The organism is Kluyvera genomosp. 1 (assembly GCF_001266615.1).
Lineage (GTDB): Bacteria > Pseudomonadota > Gammaproteobacteria > Enterobacterales > Enterobacteriaceae > Kluyvera > Kluyvera cryocrescens_A.
In genome coordinates, this window is sequence record NZ_LGHZ01000015.1 from 136,211 (window position 1) to 155,614 (window position 19,404).

The following is a 19,404-nucleotide window of genomic DNA, read 5'->3' on the forward strand; positions in this document are numbered from 1 at the left end:
GCTTTTACAAAAAATTGCCAGCATCACTTTTGAAACCTAATAAAAGTAAAATAACTAAAAAAAGCGCAGCGGCAATTTTAGCGAACCTAATTATTAACTACTTATAGAAGCGTAATATGAACGAGAAATCTGCGACATCGCACTCACCGGCTCCGGTGAGTAAACCGAAGGATGGAAAGAAAAACCGCCTTCTGATGATGGCACTACCCATAGCCGTGGCCGTGCTGTTGCTCTTTGTTCCGGTACCAGACGGACTCCCTCCTTACGCATGGCACTATTTTGCTATCTTTGTGGGCGTCATTGTCGGCCTGATTTTTGAACCCCTGCCGGGCGCCGTTATTGGCCTGACCGGTGTGGTTGCCATTGCCCTGTGCAGCCAATGGGTCCTGTTCAGTCCAGAACAGCTGGCTGACGAGAAGTTCAAGCTGGCTGGTGCCTCCTTTAAATGGGCGGTTAGCGGCTTCGGTAACTCTACCGTGTGGCTGATTTTCGGCGCCTTCATGTTTGCGGCCGGTTATGACAAAACCCGTTTTGGCCGCCGTCTGGCGCTGATTCTGGTGAAATATCTTGGCCGTCGCAGCCTGACGCTGGGTTACGCCATTACCCTGGCGGATCTGCTGCTGGCACCGTTCACACCGTCTAACACCGCGCGTAGCGGGGGGACAATCTACCCAATCATTGCCAACTTGCCACCGCTGTACGGTTCAAAACCAAACGATCCAAGCGCGCGTAAAATTGGTTCTTATCTGATGTGGGTAGCGATTACCGCCGCCTGTATCACCAGCTCCATGTTCCTCTCTGCCCTCGCCCCTAACCTGCTGGCGCTGGCACTGGTGAAAAGCATCGTGGGTATCAACATTTCCTGGGGCACCTGGTTTATCGCCTTCCTGCCAGTCGGTGTACTGTTGATCCTCGTCATGCCGCTGCTGGCCTACTGGTTCTATCCACCCGAAGTCAAAATCAACGATGAAGTGCCGCTGTGGGCCTCACGTGAGCTGGAAAAACTGGGCAAACTGTCACGTAACGAAATCCTGCTGCTGATCTTTGTCTGCTGCGCACTGATGATGTGGATCTTCGCTGCTGCCTGGATTGAACCCGCAATGGCTGCGCTGCTTATCATCGGTCTGATGCTGTGGACCGGCGTGCTGGAATGGAACGATATCACCGGCAACAAAGCAGCGTGGAACACCTTCGTATGGTTCGCCACTCTGGTGGCGCTGGCCGATGGCCTCTCTTCTACCGGCTTTATCGGTTGGTTGGGTAAAGAAGGCGGCATGCTGATGAGCGGCATCTCTCCGGGGGTGGCCACTATCGTACTGCTGCTGGCGTTCTACCTGCTGCACTATCTGTTTGCCAGCACCACCGCGCACACCACCGCGCTGCTGCCAGCAATGCTAACCATCGCCTCCACGATTCCAGGCATGAACATGAACGTGTTCGTCATGCTGATGGTGACCTCTCTGGGTATCATGGGGATCATCACCCCGTACGGCACTGGCCCAAGCCCGATTTACTATGGCAGTGGCTATTTGCCAACCAAAGATTACTGGCGCCTTGGCACCATCTTTGGCGGCATCTTCCTGGCAGCCTTGCTTCTCATCGGCTACCCGTGGATGTCCATGATGTTCTGATTCATAACCGTCGGGGGGCAACTTCCGGCGGTTTTATTTTTATGGAGTGAAGAGCTATGTCGAACAAACCGTTTTTCTACCAAAATCCCTTCCCGCTGGCCCACGATGACACCGAATATTATCTGCTGAGCCGCGAGCACGTGAGCGTCGCGCAGTTTGATGGCCAGGATGTGTTAAAGGTAGAACCAGAAGCCCTTACCCTGCTTGCTCAGCAGGCGTTCCACGATGCGGCTTTTATGCTGCGTCCTTCCCATCAGAAACAGGTAGCCGCGATCCTCACCGACCCGGACGCCAGTGAAAACGATAAATACGTTGCACTGCAGTTCCTGCGTAACTCCGAAATTGCCGCCAAGGGTGTGCTGCCAACCTGCCAGGACACCGGCACTGCGATAATCATGGGCAAAAAAGGCCAGCGCGTGTGGACCGGTGGCGGTGATGAAGCTGCGCTGTCTCAGGGGGTCTATAACACCTATATTTCCGATAACCTGCGCTACTCGCAGAATGCTGCGCTGGATATGTACAAAGAGGTCAACACCGGTACCAACCTGCCGGCACAGATTGATCTGTATAGCGTCGACGGCGACGAGTACAAATTCCTGTGTATCGCGAAAGGCGGCGGTTCAGCCAACAAAACCTACCTGTATCAGGAAACCAAAGCGCTGATTACGCCGGCTAAGCTGAAAAATTATCTGGTGGAAAAAATGCGTACGCTGGGCACCGCGGCCTGCCCTCCTTACCACATCGCTTTTGTTATCGGCGGAACCTCAGCGGAAGTGACGCTGAAAACCGTGAAACTGGCTTCTACGCGCTACTACGATGGTCTACCAACCGAAGGCAACGAACACGGCCAGGCATTCCGCGACGTGAAACTGGAACAAGAACTGATGACCGAAGCGCAAAACCTTGGCCTCGGTGCACAGTTTGGTGGTAAGTATTTCGCCCACGATATTCGCGTGATTCGTCTACCGCGTCATGGGGCTTCTTGCCCGATCGGCATGGGGGTTTCTTGCTCTGCCGACCGTAACATCAAAGCCAAAATCAACCGTGATGGGATTTGGATCGAGAAACTGGAACACAATCCAGCGCAGTACATCCCAGAAGAACTGCGTCAGCAGGGTGAAGGCAATGCGGTCAGCATCAACCTGAACCAACCAATGAGCGAGATCCTGGCTCAGCTTTCTGCACATCCAGTTTCAACCCGTCTGTCGCTGAACGGCACCATTATCGTGGCGCGTGATATCGCCCACGCTAAGCTGAAAGAGCTCATCGATAACGGTGAAGAGCTGCCGCAGTACGTTAAAGATCACCCGATCTACTACGCAGGCCCAGCCAAAACGCCAGAAGGATACGCTTCGGGATCGCTCGGTCCAACTACCGCAGGCCGCATGGACTCTTATGTGGATCTGCTCCAGTCGCACGGCGCTAGCATGGTGATGCTGGCCAAAGGCAACCGCAGCCAGCAGGTTACCGACGCGTGCCAGAAACACGGCGGCTTCTATCTTGGCAGCATCGGCGGCCCGGCTGCCGTACTGGCGCAAAGCAGTATTAAGAGCCTGGAATGCGTGGCCTATCCGGAGCTGGGTATGGAAGCTATCTGGAAAATCGAAGTCGAAAACTTCCCGGCATTCGTGCTGGTTGATGATAAAGGCAACGATTTCTTCCAGAAGATTCAGAATACACAATGCGCGGGATGTACTAAGCGCTAACCAAAGCATCGCCGACAGGCTGTCGGTGTTTATACGTATAAGCCAGCATTGCTTCAATGCTGGCTTTTTTGTCTCTGTAATACCATCAATATTAGACCTGACAGCAAGTCCGACAGAACAGTGCCCATAATTTAATTTTAAATTCATTAACGCTCGCTGAGTGAGCGCCCAACGGGATAATAAGCCTCGTCATTATTGTCTTCATCAGGGAAATTCATGCATAAGCTCTCTCTCGCGGTATTGGTAATGGCAATGCTTACCGCCTGCAGCTCTTCACCACCGGATAAACTAGTCAAAATCGAGGCGTTACAGATTCCGGTAGTGCCGAATCAAAAATCATCAGCGCCAGCGCAGGAACTCATCTCCTTGCACCAGCAGAATAAGCACATTATCGACAATCTGACCCTGGAATTAAAAACCGTCTATTTGTCAGACGTGAAAACCGCCGATATTTTTGATGATCACAGCCAGGTGCATCAGGTTTATCTGTCGCTCTCAAGGCTCGATCAAATACAATTGATGAATAATTTTTATCTGAAAGAACAGAACATTAGCGGTCTTCAGCAGGTCAATACCTCTCTTACGCCGCTAGTTCAGGGATAATAAAATCCACCGCACATCGATTTAAAACCAAAACGGTGAATGAGTTGATGCGTAGATTTGGGGCAGCCGTCAGGGGCTAAAAACGTTCGGGGAGTTTATTTAATTTAACCAGATATCCGCCTCGTTTGAATTCAATATAGTCCCCGCTTTTTAAGGCCGACAGCACATTGAGTACGCTGCTTCGCGATAAATGAGTTCGCTCCTGAATATAGTCAAGGATTGAAATACGCATTCTGGTCTCTTCCGGCAGCATGCTCATTTCCTGTAAATGGTCGCGGATTACAGAGTAGGTTTTTTGTTGTACCACTAACGCATCACGATAAAAAAGATAGGCCGTATGGTAGGACAGTAATGCAACAGCATCTTCCCATGCATCATGCTGACGAAACGTTTCCATCGCCGTTTTAGCATCCACCCGCAGGATGGTTGATTCCGTTTCGGCACGCAGTAGATGCCCACGAACGGGTTGGATCATTTCGGCGATGCCAAACAAATGAGGTTCGTAGACGGTGACAATCAACAATCCATCCGATGCGCGAAGAATGGAGAGTTCTCCGGCTAAAAAAAGATACAGCTGCGGCTGATTTTTATGGGTCCATGTCACGCGCTTTCGCGGCACCACTTTGACCTTTTCGGCAATCGGTTCAAGCAGCGCAGTCAACCGCTGAATACTCCGCTCTGGGCGAATGGGGGGTAAAATAGGCATAGCAGTACCTGATCATCAGTCATCAACACTAGTATAGGGCGCAACGAAACCTTCGTGGAAAATGCGCAACTCGATATTTATCCATATCCAGACGATGAAAAAAACGACGTTCTCGTTTAAAAATAAACAAGATATCACCATCGTTAATTTGTCTTCACTGCCCTGCACGCCTGAGTGTCAGGCTCTACGGCCCCATGAGTCGAGTATTAGGATCAATACACGGGTCTTGAGGAAGCATCCGGACGCTAGAGTTACGCCGCCCAGATACCGTGTCGAAGAAAAGGTCAACGCTTGCGTGAGCAAGCTGGCAAACCGAAGCTATTCCTGAAATATGAGATAGGTTTCAACGTCATCCTTTCCTCTCAAACAGGCGGATTATTTCTGCATAGCAACACGACTTAGCTCACAAAATGAATGACATAGTCGCAAAGCGCTATCTGGTCAGGTTAGCTAAGTGATAGTTTGTCGGCTGAAAGGACGTTCAACAGAATCTGAACTGTTCTAAAATAAGCCAAAGATAAATGACATGCCGATTGGCATACTGAAGAATAAGAATACAATTAAAGTTTTTATTATTCAGAGGGGTAGGTGATTTGATTGGCGGAGAGAGGGGGATTTGAACCCCCGGTAGAGTTGCCCCTACTCTAGTTTTCGAGACTAGTCCGTTCAGCCGCTCCGGCATCTCTCCGTTTTGATGGTTGCCATCATGCCAGGTTATTTGGCATTTTAACAGACCCAGTCTCTTCAATTGCGTTCAAGTGACGAGTTTGCGAGCAAAATGATGATTAAATGGCCCTGGAAAGCAAGCGATACCGCCGATAAAACAGATATGCCTTGGGCACAGGCCCTGGCAATACCGCTGTTAGCCACGCTGTCTAACGATGAACAGGCTAAGCTGGTTCAGCTTGCCGAGCGTTTTCTACAACAAAAGCGGCTGGTATTCTTGCAGGGATTAGCCGTGGAACCCATCACCGAAGCGCGAATCGCGCTCCTGTTCTGTTTGCCGATTATGGAGCTGGGCCTCGAGTGGCTCGATGGTTTCCATGAAATCCTCATTTACCCTGCCCCTTTCGTTGTTGATGATGAATGGGAAGATGATATTGGTCTGGTTCACAACCAGCGCGTCGTCCAGTCCGGCCAAAGCTGGCAGCAAGGGCCCATTGTTCTGAACTGGCTGGACATCCAGGATTCATTCGATGCTTCCGGCTTTAACCTGATCGTTCACGAAGTGGCGCATAAACTCGATACCCGCAACGGCGATCGTGCTAGCGGCGTGCCATTTATCCCACTGCGTGATGTCGCGGGATGGGAGCACGACCTGCACGCTGCTATGAACAATATTCAGGATGAGATTGATTTAGTTGGGGAAAATGCAGCTAGCATCGATGCCTATGCCGCAACTGATCCGGCAGAATGTTTTGCAGTACTCTCTGAATACTTTTTCAGCGCCCCCGAACTTTTCGCCCCTCGCTTCCCGGCGCTCTGGCAACGTTTCTGCGGCTTCTACCGCCAGGATCCGCTCCAGCGGTTGCGTGATAATAGCCAACAGGATGAAAATTCATCGACAGTACACTAAAACAACATCCTGAGTTAAATTCAGCCAATTGAATCAGCAAGTTAAATTTAGTGTTGACACAAATATCGAGGACCAGTAGTATGCGCCTCGTTCACACGATTCCTCTGTAGTTCAGTCGGTAGAACGGCGGACTGTTAATCCGTATGTCACTGGTTCGAGTCCAGTCAGAGGAGCCAAATTTGAAAAGCCTGCTTTTAAGCAGGCTTTTTGCTTTTCAGCGTCCATACTGCTCAAATTCAATAACACTCCGCACCGTTAGCAGCGCATCCTGCAAATCGCTCATTGCCACCGTTCCCAAAGCAATACGTATCGCCTGCGGCATATTGACCGAAACGCAAAACGGTTCTGACGTTGATACTGAAATATTTTTGTCCATCAGCATATTGGCCACCCGGTCGGCACGGGATTCATCCGCCAGTGGCAACCAAAGAAAGTAAGCGTCGGGATGCCCGATATACGGCAGCCCGCTCAGACACTCTCGCGCCAGCGTCTGCCGTAGCTGCGCATCGTGTCTTTTCAGCGTTTCCAGGCGTGAAACCGTACCGTCTTTAATCCAGCCACATACCAGCGCGGTAATCAGCGATGGCGTGTTCCAGGCCGTCGCCCTGATTGCTCGTTCAAGAGCCGCTTTGAACGTCTCAGGACAGACCACCATACCCACCCGTAGCCCGGTCGCCACATTTTTTGATAGCCCGGTGATATAGACCGTTCTTTCTGGCGCCATGCTGGCAAGTGGTGGTGGTGGCCGATGTACCAGATAGCTATAGGCCGCATCTTCAAGAATCAGCAAATCATGCTGACGGGCAATGTCCACCAATCTCTGACGCTGAGCGGATGTTAATACCCAGCCCAGTGGATTATGCAGCGTCGGCATGGTGTACACCGCCCGTACAGCGCGATAGGAGCAGAGATGAGCCAATGTCTCAAGATCGGGTCCCTCTTGACGAACGGGAAGAGCAATCAGCTCAAGATGATACAGCTCAGCCAGCGCCTTAAATCCTGAATAGGTCAAAGCATCCACTGCCACCACATCCCCCGGCCTGAGCAATCCCATCACGGAGACCGTCAGGCCATGCTGGGCGCCATTCACAATGAGAATATTTTCAGGTTTAGGTGAAAAACCGTGGCCGGATAAATACCCTGCCATCACTTCACGATCGCTAAATCGTCCGGCATGAGGCTGGTAGCGCAGGTGAGATTCAATATCACCGCTGGCGGCAAGCTCCCGTAGTGCGTCACGCAGCGTGTCCCCCTGCCCAGCCAGCGTGGGATAATTGAAATTCAGATCGCGCACGTCCGCCGCTACCGCTGGCTGATCAACACCGTGTCCGGCAGGTAGCGCGATTTCCCGGACAAAGGTCCCTCGCCCGGTTTCACCACTGACTAATCCCATCGCCTCCAGCTCGGCATAGACGCGCGTTGCCGTCGCCAGAGAGATATGCTCATCCGCCGCTAAACGCCGATGAGTAGGTAACCGGCTGCCTGCCGCAAGCTCCCCACAACGGATGGTACGGGCAAAGTTATCAACAATCGTTTTGTAGCGGGATTTCACGACATGTATCCATGACAATTTTTTGATTGTATTCGTCATCACAACTTAGCATCGCCTTAATGATGACTCAATGACGAGGTTAGCGTGGTGAATTCAATGGTGGATAAGATAAGTTCGAGCACCTGCAGCGGTTGGATTAATGGTTTTCTCGGGGTCGTAATATTCAGCGGTTCGCTGCCCGCCACGCGGATAGCCGTGCTTGAGATGAACCCTTTTTTCCTCACCTTTGCGCGCGCATCGATAGCAGGGGTGTTGGCCCTCCTGCTGCTGCTGAGTTTTCGCCAACAACGTCCGCAGCCTTCGCACTACCGCCCGCTCATCATCGTCGCGCTGGGGGTAGTTATTGGCTTTCCGCTACTGAGTGCAATGGCATTGCAACATCTGACCTCTGCCCACTCAATTGTTTTCCTTGGTCTGCTGCCGCTCACAACGGCCATTTTTGGCGTTCTTCGCCATGGAGAGCGTCCTCATCCTGCATTTTGGCTCTTTTCGATACTGGGAAGTCTGTTGGTAGTGGGATTTGCGCTCACACAAACGGTTTCCGTATCGATCACCGGTGATTTGCTGATGCTTGCCGCCGTGATTGTTTGCGGTCTGGGCTATGCCGAAGGCGCCAGCCTAACGCGCACTCTTGGCGGCTGGCAGGTCATCAGTTGGGCGCTGATCATTTCACTTCCCTTTATGTTGATTGCCACGTTCATCACGCGCCCCACATCATTCACCGCCCTCTCCTCGTCGGCCTGGCTCGCCGTCGGCTACGTCTCGCTATTCAGCATGCTGATTGGTTTTATCTTTTGGTATAAGGGACTCGCTGCAGGCGGTATTGCCGCTGTGGGGCAGCTCCAGCTGCTGCAGCCATTTTTCGGTTTAGCGCTGTCGGCCACGCTCTTGCGTGAAAGCGTCAGCCCGATGATGTTGGCAGTTACGTTGGGGGTCATTCTATGCGTGGTGGGTTCGCGCAAGTTTGCCCGTCGAAAGTAGTCGTTGATGACGTGAGTAAAAATTGAACCCAGCCAATATCGGGCTGGGAATCATAAGGTGGCGAGAGATGCGGAGCTATTAATGCACTCGCCCTAACCGGGAGATATCAAATCTGATAATCCAGGACGTTCTCGTCGAGCTCCATCGCCTGGCGTTTAATTTCTTCAAGAGAAAGCCCGGCATTACATAATTCAATAAAGCGCCACACGTAATTACGCTGCAGCTGGCCGCGTTTAAGTCCCAACCATACGGTATTGGCGTCAAACAGGTGGTGCGTGTCAAGGCGCACCAGGCTGCTGGACTCCTGAGCATCACCCGATTGTTCCGCCACCAGACCAATCCCTAAGCCCAACTCTACGTAGGTTTTAATCACATCAGAATCCTGCGCGCTCAGCACAATATCCGGCGTTAATCCCTTACGGTTAAAGGCTTCATCAATACGCGAGCGGCCGGTTATCCCTTGACGATAGGTAATCAGTGGCCAGCGGGCAATGGCCTCCAGCGTCAGCGGTGTAGTCTGCGTAAGGGAGTGATCTTTGGGTACCAGCAGGCTGTGGTGCCAGCGGAACCAAGGGAAAGCCACCAGCGTGGCATCGTTACTGAGACGCTCACTGGCAATACCGATATCGGCGCCTCCGCTGTGCAGTAGGGCATCAATTTCCTGCGGCGTGCCCTGAATCAACTCCAGACGCACATCCTGAAAAATTTCGCGAAACGCTTTAATCACCGGCGGCAGGCTGTAACGCGCCTGGGTATGCGTGGTGGCAATGGTCAGCACGCCCGATGCATCATTGGTAAAGAGGTCGGCCAGACGGCGCACGTTGCTGGCCTCATTGAGAATTCGCTCGGCGATGACCAGCAGCGCTTTACCCGGTTCAGTCATCCCTAATAAGCGCTTTCCGCGTCGAATGAAGATCTCAATCCCCAGCTCTTCTTCGAGTTCGCGGATATGTCGGCTAACGCCGGACTGCGATGTGTAAAGCATATTGGCAACTTCGGTCAGGTTGTAATCCTGCCGCGCCGCTTCACGAATAATTTTCAGTTGCTGGAAGTTCACGCTTCCCTCCGGGTCAATCAGACATTGCACTATTGTTAAAGTCTGTTGCCTTCGTGAACAAATAATAAAAACCAGCAACTTATATCTGAATGGAATATAAGCTTAGCTAACCAACAGTAATTCCCGGTTATCAAGCATTGGTCGGCTCACCAGTGACATCAGGATTTCCTTCACCGCCTGCGCCTGCGGCGTCAGCTTGCCGTGCGCCGAAACGTTAAGCGACAGCGGTAAACTCATTGACGGTGTGGTGATCCGCGCCATCCAACCATTCGCTGCGCTGCACAATGACCGCGCTGCCGATTCTGGCAGGACCGTCACGCCCATACCGCTGGCAATGGCGGCGGTTAAGGTAGAAATCGATTCAATTTCACCGATGATTTTCGCCGTCAGGCGGCGCAGCGAAAACGCTTCATCGACGCGAGCGCGGACGGCGCTATAGTCGCGAGGCAAAAAGAGGTTCATTTCGGCCACAGCGGTAAGATCAACGCTCTGTCCCGGGCAGTTGCTGGTGCCCACCAAATAGAGATCTTCTTTCAGCAGCGGCTGGCTGACAATCCCGGCCAACGGCGCGCGATCGTAAAGCACCGCCATATCCAGCTGACCATTTAACAGCTTATCGTTCATTACGGTGCCGCTGTTCTCATGCAGATAGACCAGCACATCCGGCAGTTCATTGCGCACGGCTTGCAGCAGCGGCATGGTAATAGACGATGCTGCGGTTCCCGGCGCCAGGCCGATGGATACCGTGCCGCTCAGCGTTTGGCCAACGTTATTGACCGCCAGCTGTGCCTGTTCACATTGACGAAGAATCGTCCGCGCGTGGGTATACAGCACTTTGCCCGCTTCCGTTGGCGTCACTCCGCGCTTAGTACGGATTAACAGCTGCTGATCGAGCTCCCCTTCCAGGGTCGCCACCTGCTGGCTCAACGCTGGCTGCGCAATATGCAACACTTCTGCGGCCTGGGTCAGGCTGCCGATATCGACGATTTTCACAAAATATTTCAGTCGTCTGAAGTTCATTTTTGCCTCCGATTGGGATTCTTTGCCACGCTGGCGTTAAGTAATCGGAGGAGTTGCAAGATGCTTGCCAGTTTTCAAAATGGCGGTAAATCCGTGTAAACCTATCGCTAGCGCGCTTTTTTGCCCCAGTCAGAAGATTGCGATCTGCCCCATAAGGGGTAAATCTGCACTTTCGCGGTGCAAGTGAGTTAAAAAATCAGCAACCTCGCGCGAATTGCTGAAATTGTCAGCAAACGAACTTATTAGCGCTTCTCACCCTTTGACAAGCCAGGGGGACATCGTTAATATGCGCCTCGTTCACACGATTCCTCTGTAGTTCAGTCGGTAGAACGGCGGACTGTTAATCCGTATGTCACTGGTTCGAGTCCAGTCAGAGGAGCCAAATTTGAAAAGCCTGCTTTTAAGCAGGCTTTTTGCTTTTCAGCATTCCACTATTTCAACATCTTGAACAGTTTCCCCGAAGCCGTAAGAGAAGACGGTACGCTTTGCCTGAATGGGTTATCATCCTTCTTCCTTCATTTGCCAGGCCGCCTGATGTCTACGATTATCGACACTTTTATTGCCCCGCCTTGCCATGACGCCATCGAGATCCTCTATCAGGACGAGCACCTTCTGCTGATCAATAAGCCCACCGGGCTACTGAGTCTGTCAGGGAAAAACCCGCAGAATCTCGATTCGGTCCATTATCGACTGGTACAGCAATTCCCCGGCTGCACGCTGGTGCATCGTCTCGATTTCGGTACTTCCGGATTAATGGTGATTGCCCGCAATAAAGCGATAAATGCCGCGCTGTGTCATCAGTTCAGCCAGCGTACGGTCAAAAAAGTTTATAGCGCGCTGCTTTGCGGACATCTGGAGGAGGATGAAGGAATCATTGATGCAGCGATTGCCAAAGACCCGGCGATGTTTCCACGCATGACAATTTGCACCGTCAACGGCAAGCCTGCACGCTCTCGTTATCAGGTGCAGGAACGCATTTATCAGCCGCAGGAAAACGGCAAAACGCTGCCGCTCACGCGGGTTCATCTGGCACCTGAAACCGGGCGCACCCACCAGCTTCGCATTCACTGTCAGTATCTGGGGCACCCGATCTTAGGTTGCGATCTGTACGGTGGCCTTGAATGGCCTGGCAGCGAACGGGCATCACGGCTGATGCTGCACGCCAGCGAACTGCATTTTGTGCATCCGATAAGCGGCGTGCCCATTGCCGCACGCCATGCTAGCCCTTTCTGATAACGAGAAGCCCGCACTAAGGCTAACACCGCTCACTTAAGCAAAGCGATTAGGGGAAACACCGGGATTTGGTTCCCGGAGGGACGCCAAACCCGGTGGTCGCCCCGGGTATCTCAATCTTAAACTCACGGTGTTAGGTATTTACCGGGTTTTCTGTTTTTACATTCCGCGCAAACGCGCCGCATCCTCTCCCGGCGTGATCCCGAAGTAACGCTTAAACTCCCGGCTAAACTGCGACGCACTTTCGTAGCCCACCTGCATCGCCGCCGCGCTGGCTTTCAGGCCGTCATGCACCATCATCATTCTGGCTTTATGCAGGCGATAGGCTTTCAGGTACTGCAGCGGTGACGTGCTGGTGACCGACTTAAAGTTATGATGGAACGCTGACAGGCTCATATTGGCCTCCGCCGCCAGTTGGTCTACGCTCAGTGCTTCGGTGTACTGACCCTCAATGCGTTTTAACACCCGGCTAATCTGGCTGAAGTGAGTCTGGCGGCTAACCAGCGCCATCAGCGCACCGCCGCGCGGCCCAAGCAGCACGTGGTAGAGCATTTCGCGGATAATCTGCTTACCCAGAATACGTGCATCCAATGGACGCTCCATGACATCCAGCAGGCGCTCAGCGGCACAGAGGATCTCTTCTGACAGCGTAGCGGAGTTAATCCCGCTTTCCGCCATCGACGGGCGAAACAGCGCATCTTCGCCGATATCCATCAGCAGCTCTTGCAGTTGTAAAACATCAACGTCCAGACGAAATCCAGCCAGCGGCGCGTCTTCGGTCGCAAAAGTTTCACATTCAAAGGGTAAAGGTACGGTGAGCAGCAAATATTCGTTGGCATCGTAGCGAAAGGTACGCTCGTTGATATAACCGATTTTATAACCGGAAAAGAGAAACACGATGCCCGGCCGATACATCACCGGCGTGCGTCCACTTGGCTGAGTACCGTAGATCAGTTGAATATCAGGCAGTACGTTCCTTAAGCTTTGTTCTTTACTTTTCAGCTGCTTAGTTTTCTCTGTCAGCAGCGCACAGATCTCTTCACGGTTCATCAACGAACGCTCCAGATACCTTTTCCGACGTCATCATTGTGGCCGCGATTAATGCATTTCTCCAGCCTTATGGAGAAATGGGCAAGACAATCGCAGAAATGTGCATTGAGAGCTACGGCGACGAAGACCACAATGATGTCATTCGGCGGCGACCTTCGCCGCCTTGTTTTTCCACCCATAAAGAAGGGAACGAGCAATGTTTAATTTCGATCTTCACACCCCGACCCGCATTCTGTTCGGTAAAGGCGCAATTGAAAATCTGCGCGCTCAGATCCCAGCGGACGCTCGCGTTCTGGTGACCTACGGCGGCGGTAGCGTGAAAAAAACCGGCGTGCTGGATCAGGTTCTGGATGCGCTGAAAGGCCTCGACGTACTGGAATTCGGCGGTATCGAGCCAAACCCATCTTACGAAACGCTGATGAACGCGGTGAAAATTGCCCGCGAGCAGAAAGTCACCTTCCTGCTGGCCGTTGGCGGCGGTTCCGTACTGGATGGTACTAAGTTTATCGCGGCAGCAGCCCACTACGATATCAACGTTGATCCTTGGGAAATTCTGGAAACCTACGGCAGCAAAGTTACCAGCGCGATTCCGATGGGCTCTGTACTGACTCTGCCAGCAACCGGTTCTGAATCCAACAAAGGTGCCGTCGTATCCCGTAAAACGACCGGTGATAAACGTGCCTTTATGTCGCCGCACGTACAGCCAGTGTTCGCTATTCTCGACCCGGTTTACACCTACACCCTGCCACCGCATCAGGTCGCTAACGGTGTGGTTGACGCCTTCGTACATACCGTAGAGCAGTATGTAACCTATCCGGTTGACGGTAAAATTCAGGATCGCTTCGCGGAAGGCATTCTGCTGACCCTGATCGAAGACGGCCCGAAAGCGCTGAAAGAACCAGAAAACTACGCGGTGCGTGCCAACATCATGTGGGCAGCGACCCAGGCACTGAACGGCCTGATCGGTGCAGGTGTGCCGCAGGACTGGGCGACCCATATGCTGGGTCATGAACTGACGGCAATGCACGGTCTGGATCACGCGCAGACGCTGGCTATCGTTCTACCTTCCCTGTGGAATGAAAAACGCGACACCAAACGTGCCAAACTGCTGCAGTACGCAGAACGCGTGTGGAACATTACCGAAGGTTCTGACGATGCGCGTATCGATGCCGCCATCGCCGCAACCCGCAGCTTCTTTGAACAGATGGGTGTACCAACCCGCTTCTCCGACTACGGTCTGGACGGCAGCTCCATTCCGGCACTGCTGAAAAAACTTGAAGAGCACGGTATGACCAAACTGGGTGAAAATCAGGACATTACCCTGGACGTGAGCCGTCGTATTTACGAAGCCGCGCGTTAATATTTACCCAATAAAAAGCGGCATCTACGCCGCTTTCACCCGCCACCGACGCAAGAACGTGGCGGGGAAAATCCAGCGCAGATAACGCATCTGTAGCTTGAAAGACGACAAGTTTAGCTGTCGTTTTTGCGTTTATAGACCAGACTTGATCCTACAAACCTTACCAGGGCATGCCCTGATAAGCTGTAAAAAAGGAGAAATGCATGACACATCCAACCGTGATTAAACTGCACGATGGCAATGTAATGCCGCAGTTGGGCCTGGGCGTTTGGCAGGCTAGCAACGAAGAAGTCGTTACCGCGATCCATAAGGCTATTGAAGTAGGCTATCGGTCTATTGATACCGCCGCCGCGTACAAAAACGAGTCGGGAGTCGGCAAAGCTATCAGCAGCGCAGGCGTGCCTCGCGAAGACCTGTTCATCACCTCTAAGCTTTGGAATGACGCCCATCAGCGGCCTGCAGAGGCGCTGCAAGAAAGTCTGGAACATCTTCAGCTCGACTATCTCGATCTGTATCTTATCCACTGGCCCGTCCCGGCGATTGATCATTATGTTGAAGCCTGGAAGGGACTGATTGAATTGCAAAAACAGGGCCTGGTGAAAAGCATCGGCGTCTGTAACTTCCAGGTTCCGCACCTGCAACGGCTCATTGATGAGACCGGCGTTGCACCGGTGATTAACCAGATTGAGCTTCACCCTCTGCTACAGCAGCGCCAGCTCAACACCTGGAATGCGATGCATAAAATCCAGACCGAATCCTGGAGCCCGCTGGCTCAGGGCGGCGCGGGGGTGTTCGATCAGAAAATTATCCACAAGCTTGCGGATAAATATGGCAAAACCCCGGCACAAATCGTCATTCGCTGGCACCTGGACAGCGGCCTGGTCGTGATCCCGAAATCGGTGACGCCATCGCGTATCGCTGAGAACTTTGACGTCTGGGATTTCCGTCTGGATAAAGATGAACTGAGTGAAATCACCAAACTTGACCAAAACAAACGTCTGGGACCAGACCCGGATCAGTTTGGCGGTTAATTCTTTCTGCGCCATCAGTGCGAACGGCGCATTTTTTAAAGGCCCCGGAGTCTTCTCCGGGGCCTTTGACGTCTTAACGTGATGCCGGTTTTGGGCGCTTTTTGCCTTTGTTATCCGCAGGCGTCTGGCGCTGATGCGCCACCGGAGTGTGCTTCGTCAGCGCCGGGCGAGTATGACGGTTCTGGCGGCGAGCTTCGCGCATTTCATCAAGGGTTGGCGCCGGTACCAGGCAATCGCGACGACTGCCGATCAGGTGCTTTTTACCCATCGTTTCCAGCGCCTGACGAATCAGCGGCCAGTTAGCCGGATCGTGATAGCGCAGCAACGCTTTGTGCAAACGACGCTGTTTATCGCCCTTCGGAATCACCACGTCTTCACTCTTATAACCAATCTTACCCAGTGGGTTCTTACCGGTGTAATACATGGTGGTCGAGTTGGCCAACGGCGACGGATAGAAGTTCTGCACCTGATCGAGACGGAAGCGACGCTGTTTCAGCCACAGCGCCAGGTTAACCATGTCTTCATCACGCGTCCCCGGATGCGCGGAGATAAAGTACGGGATCAGATACTGCTCTTTACCCGCCTGTTTTGAATAGGTATCAAACAGCTCTTTAAAGCGGTCATAGGTGCCCATGCCCGGCTTCATCATCTTCGACAGCGGCCCTTCCTCGGTATGTTCCGGCGCAATCTTCAGGTAGCCCCCCACATGATGGGTTGCCAACTCTTTGATATAGCGCGGGTCTTCAACCGCAATGTCATAACGTACGCCAGAGGCGATAAGGATTTTTTTGATGCCTTTCAGTTCACGGGCACGACGATAGAGGTTGATTGTCGGCTCGTGGTTGGTATCCATATGCGTACAGATGTCCGGGTACACGCAGGAAAGACGACGGCAGGTTTGTTCAGCACGCGGCGACTTACAGCGCAACATATACATGTTGGCGGTAGGGCCACCGAGGTCGGAGATAATCCCAGTAAAACCGGGAACCGTGTCGCGAATGGCTTCGATTTCATTAACAATCGAATCTTCTGAACGGCTCTGAATAATACGCCCTTCGTGCTCGGTGATAGAACAGAATGAACAACCACCAAAACAGCCGCGCATGATGTTGATCGAGAAGCGAATCATATCGTACGCCGGGATACGGGCATCGCCGTATGACGGATGCGGAATACGCTGATACGGCAGCGCAAACACGCTGTCCATCTCTTCGGTCGACAGCGGGATGGCCGGCGGGTTAACCCAAATATAGCGTTCGCCGTGTTTTTGCATCAGTGCACGAGCGCAGCCCGGGTTGGTTTCATGGTGCAAAATTCGTGAAGCGTGCGCATAAAGAACTTTGTCCCCTTTCACCTTCTCGAAGGAAGGCAGCAGAACGTAAGTCTTTTCCCACGGCTTTGGACGCGGCGGCTGAACGGTAACACGCTTGGCTTCCTGCTTCGGCGGTGCCACGGTTTTGTTGTCAGCGCACGGCAGGTCTTCACCGTACGGATGTGGAATCGGGTCGATTTTGCCCGGTGTGTCGAGGCGCGTAGAGTCAACGCCGCTCCAGCCCGGCAACGCTTCTTTCACCATAATGGCGGTGTTACGCACGTCGCGGATATGGGCGATAGGCTCGCCGGCGGCTAGACGATGTGCCACTTCCACCAGCGGACGCTCGCCGTTACCGAACATCAGCATATCGGCTTTCGAGTCGACCAGTACGGAACGGCGAACGGTATCGGACCAGTAATCGTAATGCGCGGTGCGGCGCAGGCTGGCTTCAATACCGCCAAGAATGACCGGCACATCTTTCCACGCTTCTTTACAGCGCTGGGTATAGACCAGCGTCGCGCGGTCCGGGCGTTTCCCGGCAACGTTACCCGCCGTATAGGCATCGTCATGGCGCAACTTGCGGTCTGCGGTATAGCGGTTGATCATCGAATCCATGTTGCCGGCGGTAACGCCAAAGAACAGGTTTGGTTTACCCAAACGCATAAAGTCGTCTTTGCTGTTCCAGTCCGGCTGGGCGATGATCCCCACGCGGAAGCCCTGAGCTTCCAGCATACGGCCACAAATCGCCATCCCAAAGCTTGGGTGGTCAACGTAGGCGTCGCCGGTTACCAGAATGATGTCGCAGCTATCCCAGCCAAGTTGATCCATCTCTTCACGTGACATCGGCAAAAATGGAGCCGGCCCAAAACAGGCGGCCCAGTACTGCGGCCAGGAGAAAAGGTCGCGATCCGGTTGGATCAGGGAGATAGCGCTCATTATGCTTCCAAAAAAATGGTAAAAAAATAATCAAAGGCCGGGGATTATAAGCCCGAATGGCCTATGAATGAAGTGGGATTAGTAACGAAGTTGTCACCCCGGCGTTGCGGCGCACTGCCGGGTGGTATCGCTGGCGACGGTCGATCGATGACGCCGCCAGGATTTTCTTAGTTATGGCGCGGGGTTAACCAGAATCTGACCAATCGAACCGCGGTCGGCCAACTCCAGCGTCTGGCTGGCATACTGGAACGGGAAGTGCGGCCAGGACGGTTGGGCGTAATAGACCAACAGCTCTACCTGACCATCAATCCACACGGTATCTTTCCAGCCGCGGTCTTCCGGCATCGGCGTTGCGCCGTTGACGTTGCGGACCTGGAACATCACCCCTTCAATATGGAACGACTGCGGCGCATCGGCGCGTACCGTCCAGCGCTCCCAGGTCCCTTGTTGGGCGGTGATATCAATACGCTGTGGATCCCAACGCTGGCCGTTAATCCCGGGGTCATCGCCCAGCAGGATATCGCGACTGCGAATTGGCGTGCCGCTGAGGAATTCAGTCGGCAATATACGCATTGGTAAGTTATCGGTCACTAACGGCAGAAGCCCCGTAGGACGCAGGGTCAGGACCAGCGTAGAGATCAAAATGCTCGACGGTTCAAAGAAGCCGCGAATGCGCTCCATAATGCTGGCAGACTCACCGCAGGTGATCGACACCTCGTCACCATTGGTCATATCGACCAGCACTTCACGGCGCTCACCGGGGGCGAGAGAAATCTGCTTCGCTGAGACCGGTGCAGGCAGGAAGCCTTGATCGCTGGAGATAACGTGCAGCGGACGCCCGTCGCTCATCTGTAGCAAATAGCGGCGGGAGTTGGAGGCGTTCAACAGGCGCAGGCGTACCCAGCCGCGCGACACTTCCACATACGGCCCCTGTACACCGTTGACCAGCAGCGTATCGCCGACAAAACCACCGCTGCCCGGCTCGTCGTATACCGGCGTGCCAAAGTTATCCAAACGCTTATCCTGAATAATGACCGGGAAGTCATCAACACCGTAGTGGTTGGGGAAAGGTAAGGACTTACTAACTTCATCCTCCACCAGCCACATCCCCGCCAGGCCGTTATAGACCTGCTGCGCCATATGGTTTGGCGTGTTGGCGTGGTACCACAGCGTTGCGGCACTCTGGCGAATGGGCAGCACCGGCGCCCAATCGGCATTCGGCGTCATCATACGCGCTGCGCCGCCGATGAGTGGCCCTGGAACCTGTAAACCGCGAACGGTCATCGCAACGTTTTCAGTCAGTCGGTTGCTGTAGATAAGCTTAACGTCATCACCTTTCCAGACGCGGATTGTCGGCCCAAGATAGCGGCCATTAATCCCCCACACGTTCGCGCGGGTGCCTTGAGAAAAGGACCAGTGCGTACGCTGCATGGTTAAGAAAAGCGGCTGCCCGCGACGGGACTCCAGCAAAGGCGGAACCGGCAGAGGGAGTTGCTTTCCTGCGGCCTGCGCCCTCATCGGCACGGCGCCCGCACAAAGCGCAACGCCCGAAGCCTGAATAAACTGACGCCGACTGAGTGACATATAAGCTCCATCAAAACTGACAATCAAAAATGGGAAATCAATTTCCCTACAGCAAAACGACAT

14 protein-coding genes, 3 tRNA genes and 1 pseudogene are annotated in these 19,404 nt (G+C 53.3%); 10 read left to right on the plus strand and 8 right to left on the minus strand.

Going from position 1 to position 19,404, the window contains the following annotated elements; genetic code table 11:
• The first annotated feature begins 116 nt into the window (after nt 1-116).
• From KP80_RS10305 to KP80_RS10315, 3 genes are all read left to right on the plus strand, one after another.
• The gene (locus KP80_RS10305) at nt 117-1,631 is read left to right on the plus strand and encodes an anion permease (RefSeq protein WP_197276153.1); all 1,515 of its coding nucleotides are present in this window, start codon (nt 117-119) and stop codon (nt 1,629-1,631) included.
• A 56-nt stretch (nt 1,632-1,687) separates the two neighbouring features.
• Nucleotides 1,688-3,337, plus strand: coding sequence for a class I fumarate hydratase FumA (gene fumA / locus KP80_RS10310; RefSeq protein ID WP_052283556.1), 1,650 nt, complete (start codon nt 1,688-1,690; stop codon nt 3,335-3,337).
• Between the two features lie 216 nt (nt 3,338-3,553).
• Nucleotides 3,554-3,940, plus strand: coding sequence for a hypothetical protein (locus KP80_RS10315; RefSeq protein WP_052283557.1), 387 nt, complete (start codon nt 3,554-3,556; stop codon nt 3,938-3,940).
• Nucleotides 3,941-4,016: 76 nt separating this feature from the next.
• Here the strand turns inward: KP80_RS10315 and KP80_RS10320 are convergent, their stop codons facing one another.
• On the minus strand, nt 4,017-4,646 hold the full coding sequence (locus KP80_RS10320) for a winged helix-turn-helix transcriptional regulator (protein ID WP_052283558.1): 630 nt from the start codon (nt 4,644-4,646) through the stop codon (nt 4,017-4,019).
• A gap of 598 nt (nt 4,647-5,244) precedes the next feature.
• A tRNA-Ser gene (locus KP80_RS10325) sits at nt 5,245-5,334 on the minus strand.
• Nucleotides 5,335-5,424: 90 nt separating this feature from the next.
• Between KP80_RS10325 and mtfA the strand changes: the two genes are divergently transcribed.
• Together mtfA and KP80_RS10335 are read left to right on the plus strand one after the other, a co-directional pair.
• Nucleotides 5,425-6,222 carry a DgsA anti-repressor MtfA gene (mtfA, locus tag KP80_RS10330; RefSeq protein ID WP_197276154.1) on the plus strand — a complete coding sequence of 266 codons (798 nt, stop codon included), beginning with the start codon at nt 5,425-5,427 and terminating at the stop codon, nt 6,220-6,222.
• A gap of 100 nt (nt 6,223-6,322) precedes the next feature.
• A tRNA-Asn gene (locus KP80_RS10335) sits at nt 6,323-6,398 on the plus strand.
• 38 nt (nt 6,399-6,436) lie between these two features.
• On the opposite strand, the gene KP80_RS10340 is transcribed toward KP80_RS10335, so the two are convergent.
• Nucleotides 6,437-7,774, minus strand: a complete 1,338-nt coding sequence (locus KP80_RS10340; RefSeq protein ID WP_052283560.1) for a PLP-dependent aminotransferase family protein — start codon at nt 7,772-7,774, stop codon at nt 6,437-6,439.
• Nucleotides 7,775-7,858: 84 nt separating this feature from the next.
• On the opposite strand from KP80_RS10340, the gene KP80_RS10345 reads away from it, so the two are divergent.
• A complete protein-coding gene (locus tag KP80_RS10345) occupies nt 7,859-8,755 on the plus strand; it encodes a DMT family transporter (RefSeq protein ID WP_052283561.1) in 897 nt (298 codons plus the stop codon).
• Between the two features lie 106 nt (nt 8,756-8,861).
• Here the strand turns inward: KP80_RS10345 and cbl are convergent, their stop codons facing one another.
• The gene (gene cbl / locus KP80_RS10350) at nt 8,862-9,812 is read right to left on the minus strand and encodes an HTH-type transcriptional regulator Cbl (RefSeq protein WP_052283562.1); all 951 of its coding nucleotides are present in this window, start codon (nt 9,810-9,812) and stop codon (nt 8,862-8,864) included.
• A 102-nt stretch (nt 9,813-9,914) separates the two neighbouring features.
• Complete coding sequence (nac, locus tag KP80_RS10355; protein ID WP_052283563.1) at nt 9,915-10,832, minus strand: nitrogen assimilation transcriptional regulator NAC; 918 nt, start codon at nt 10,830-10,832, stop codon at nt 9,915-9,917.
• A gap of 306 nt (nt 10,833-11,138) precedes the next feature.
• On the opposite strand from nac, the gene KP80_RS10360 reads away from it, so the two are divergent.
• Both KP80_RS10360 and KP80_RS10365 read left to right on the plus strand, forming a co-directional pair.
• A tRNA-Asn gene (locus KP80_RS10360) sits at nt 11,139-11,214 on the plus strand.
• 152 nt (nt 11,215-11,366) lie between these two features.
• On the plus strand, nt 11,367-12,065 hold the full coding sequence (locus KP80_RS10365) for an RluA family pseudouridine synthase (protein ID WP_052283564.1): 699 nt from the start codon (nt 11,367-11,369) through the stop codon (nt 12,063-12,065).
• A 159-nt stretch (nt 12,066-12,224) separates the two neighbouring features.
• On the opposite strand, the gene KP80_RS10370 is transcribed toward KP80_RS10365, so the two are convergent.
• Nucleotides 12,225-13,115, minus strand: coding sequence for an AraC family transcriptional regulator (locus KP80_RS10370; RefSeq protein ID WP_052283565.1), 891 nt, complete (start codon nt 13,113-13,115; stop codon nt 12,225-12,227).
• Between the two features lie 196 nt (nt 13,116-13,311).
• Between KP80_RS10370 and yqhD the strand changes: the two genes are divergently transcribed.
• Together yqhD and dkgA are read left to right on the plus strand one after the other, a co-directional pair.
• Nucleotides 13,312-14,475 (plus strand): alcohol dehydrogenase, encoded by a 1,164-nt coding sequence (gene yqhD, locus KP80_RS10375; protein ID WP_052283566.1) that lies wholly within the window; start codon nt 13,312-13,314, stop codon nt 14,473-14,475.
• A 203-nt stretch (nt 14,476-14,678) separates the two neighbouring features.
• Nucleotides 14,679-15,506, plus strand: a complete 828-nt coding sequence (dkgA, locus tag KP80_RS10380; RefSeq protein ID WP_052283567.1) for a 2,5-didehydrogluconate reductase DkgA — start codon at nt 14,679-14,681, stop codon at nt 15,504-15,506.
• A gap of 108 nt (nt 15,507-15,614) precedes the next feature.
• Here the strand turns inward: dkgA and KP80_RS10385 are convergent.
• Nucleotides 15,615-17,815 (minus strand): annotated as a pseudogene (locus KP80_RS10385) (YgiQ family radical SAM protein); the annotation flags it as partial.
• Nucleotides 17,816-17,928: 113 nt separating this feature from the next.
• A complete protein-coding gene (gene ftsP / locus KP80_RS10390; protein WP_052283569.1) occupies nt 17,929-19,341 on the minus strand; it encodes a cell division protein FtsP in 1,413 nt (470 codons plus the stop codon).
• Between the last annotated feature and the right edge of the window lie 63 nt (nt 19,342-19,404).